1 protein-coding gene and 1 other RNA gene are annotated in these 1399 nt (G+C 50.8%); one reads left to right on the top strand and one right to left on the bottom strand.

The features are described from left to right. Positions 1 to 128 precede the first annotated feature (128 nt). A complete protein-coding gene (ilvN, locus tag ABYP33_RS19200) occupies positions 129 to 620 on the top strand; it encodes an acetolactate synthase small subunit (protein ID WP_008251432.1) in 492 nt (163 codons plus the stop codon). A 558-nt stretch (positions 621 to 1178) separates the two neighbouring features. Here the strand turns inward: ilvN and ssrA are convergent. Continuing rightward, positions 1179 to 1399: a transfer-messenger RNA gene (gene ssrA, locus ABYP33_RS19195) on the bottom strand; the annotation flags it as partial.

The following is a 1399-nucleotide window of genomic DNA, read 5'->3' as shown; positions in this document are numbered from 1 at the left end:
TTTGCCCGTAAAAATGATCTGGTGTTTATGGATATTCACGTAGATCCCCACGAGCACGTATACCCAATGCATGTCGCTCCTAATGGCAGCATGCGTGATATGTGGCTGAGCAAAACGGAGCGGACATGATGCGACACATAATTTCGGTATTGTTGGAAAATGAGCCGGGTGCCCTGTCGCGGGTAGTGGGTTTGTTTTCCCAGCGTGGTTACAACATTGAGACCCTCAATGTTGCGCCCACAGAAGACCCAACCCTATCGCGGTTAACCTTAACCACAATAGGGGACGACCACAAAATTGAACAGATCACCAAACACCTCAATCGCCTAATTGATGTCGTTAAATTGGTCGACCTGTCTGAAGGTGCCCACATTGAGCGTGAACTGATGTTAGTCAAAGTGCGTGCCACTGGCGCCCAGCGCGCTGAAATTAAACGCTGTACCGATATTTTTCGTGGCCAGATCGTCGACGTCGGTCCCAGCGTGTACACCATTCAGGTGACCGGCGCGGCTGATAAACTCGATTCCTTCCTAGAAGCCGTTGGCGAAGCGGCGATCATGGAAGTGGTGCGCAGCGGTGTCTCCGGTATTGCTCGCGGTGAGAAAATATTGAGTTTGTAAAAAGGCTTGAGTGATTGCTGAGGCGCCTTCGGGCGCCTTTTTTTGTGGCTGGCGTTTAGGTGTAACGGATCAATGTAATGACCTGCCTGTGGATGCGGGGGTGGGGGTAATAGGCTGTCACTGAGTTTTGCACATCCCCGAGCCCGCAAGGTATAGCGCTACTGGAGTATAGAGCGAGTAGTAGACGGTTAAGCCAGTGCTTTTATCGCTACGTTTTTTAAGCCCTTCTTCTGGTATTAATTTTAGGGTGCGCAAGCGTTATGAATTCAACTTCTGCGAAGTGCCAGTCTAAAGCGGCATTCGCTGTGCGCCCTCGATACCTGATCGAGTGCGGGTATGATCTTTCAGAGCGCCGAGCTAGATTTTTGCCTCCTTGGTCAGCGTTGGATTATCTGAGCCTTACATTTACAGTGGCCTTATCCAAGTACCCCCGTTTATACCCCCGATAAGTACCGGAACGCAATAGATACCCCCAGAACCCTGTAGACCATCCGGGCACAAAAAACCCCAGATTTACTGGGGTTTCAGGCCTTCCTCGGTATCCCTTGGAAGAATTTTTGGTGGAGCCGGCGGGAATTGAACCCGCGTCCGCCAGTCCGCTGCTTATGGCTCTTCACATGCTTGGTTTCCGTCAATTAATTTAGCTGCATACAGCCCGACGGGCAGGACGTAATTAGCGATTCTGATTAAGTGTTTCGCGGCTCGGTCTCAGACATACCTTACTCGCTAGCTTGTTCTATATGACAGTCGCGTCCCATTTACAAGCATCTGGTAGCGAC

The organism is Zhongshania sp., assembly GCF_041584495.1.
GTDB lineage: Bacteria > Pseudomonadota > Gammaproteobacteria > Pseudomonadales > Spongiibacteraceae > Spongiibacter.
The sequence above is the reverse complement of the archived record's forward strand: the minus strand, read 5'-3'. Positions and strand labels throughout refer to the sequence as shown.

Bases quoted from the DNA above. Each gene is read 5' to 3' on its own strand.
- ilvN (WP_008251432.1), top strand. From the start codon at position 129: ATGCGACACATAATTTCGGTATTGTTGGAAAATGAGCCGGGTGCCCTG.